Below are 1,438 nucleotides of genomic sequence, written 5' to 3' on the forward strand. Positions count from 1 at the left end.
GGGCGTTGCAGGTGGATGAGCAAGGGTTTGCGTTGGCGCCATTCGACTTCGCCCCGCCACCGCAGCTGGCAGCCCCCGCTAGCTGATCGCCAGGCACAGATGCCCCTTGTGGGAGCGAGCCGGCTCTCGAAGACGGATTCACATTCAGCTTCTTTGTTGACTGTCACGCCGCTTTCGCGAGCAAGCCCGCTCCCACATTCAACTGAGTTCCTTCAATGGAATACGGTTTAATGTGGGAGCGGGCTTGCTCGCGAAGTCAGCGACACGGATTCTTTGAGGGAAACGCAGGCTTAGAAATCCCGTTTGTAGAAGATGTCCAGCGAGCTCGCCACGCCGCTTGCCGCTTCGAGGAAGACTCTCTTGCTCAATTTGTAGCGCAGGGCAATGGTATTGGCCGGTTCAAACACGCCCACGCCGTACCGCAGGCTGAGTTTTTCCGAGATATTGCCGCTGGCCACGACGGCGGTGGTGGTGCCGCTGCCTTGGGTATCCAGTTGGAAATCCTGAATCCCCAGGTTTTTGGCCAACCCACCCGTCACCCCCGAACTGCCCATCAAACCCAAACCGAGCGCTGCCTGGGCGAGCATGTTGTTGTCTTCGCCGTTGGTGCTCAGCGGGCGTCCCAATACCAGATAGGACAACGCCTGTTCCTGGCTCATGGACGGTTCGGAGAAGATCTGAGTGGTGGGTTGCTCGGCGCTGCCGCTCAGGCGAATACCGGCGATCACGTCGTCGGTCTGGCGGATCGCTTCGACGTCCAGGTACGGCTGATCAAGCGGGCCGGCAAACAACAAGCGTGCCCGGCGCACGGTCAGGCGCTGACCGTAGGCACGATAACGCCCGTCGTTGAGCCACAGCTCGCCACGGGTGTCCAGGTTGTCGCCGATGTGCACTTGCCCTTGCACATTAGCGGTCAGGCCAAACCCGGCAAAACTCAGCTTGTCAGCGCCGACCACCACATCAATGTCCATCTTCATGGCCATGGGCGGCTTGCCCTCTTCGGTCTGCTGGCCAACGATTACCACGTCATCGGATACCTTGACCGTGGAAGGCGGCAACTCGCGAATGGTAATCTCGCCTTTGGGCACCAACACTTTACCGGCGATGGCCAGTTCCTCTCCCTTCATCGAGATCTTCAGGTCCGGCGCGACTTCCAGTTTGGCGTACGGCTCGACGCTGACCGGCAATTGCGAGCCCTTGAGCGCCAGGTCCACCACCAACGCCTGTCCCCAGGCGATGTTGCCGTTGAGAGTGCCCTGCCCGGTCTTGCCGCTTTTCCAGTCGCCATTCAACTGCACGGTTTCACCGGCAATCACCGCTCGCAACTGCAAGGCTTGCAGCGCCATCGGCAACTCCGGCCCGGAGACTTCGCCGTCGCTCAGCAACAGGCTGCCGTTGACCTGCGGCGCCAACAGGCCACCGGAAATCGTGCCACTGC

1 protein-coding gene is annotated in these 1,438 nt (G+C 60.8%); it reads right to left on the reverse strand.

All coding sequences use genetic code 11. The features are described 5' to 3' along the window. Positions 1 to 290 precede the first annotated feature (290 nt). On the reverse strand, positions 291 to 1,438 hold a 1,148-nt coding region (locus AC1DRJ_RS27585), incomplete at its 5' end, for a translocation/assembly module TamB domain-containing protein (RefSeq protein WP_477804935.1).

It is taken from the genome of Pseudomonas sp. P5_B2 (assembly GCF_056400445.1).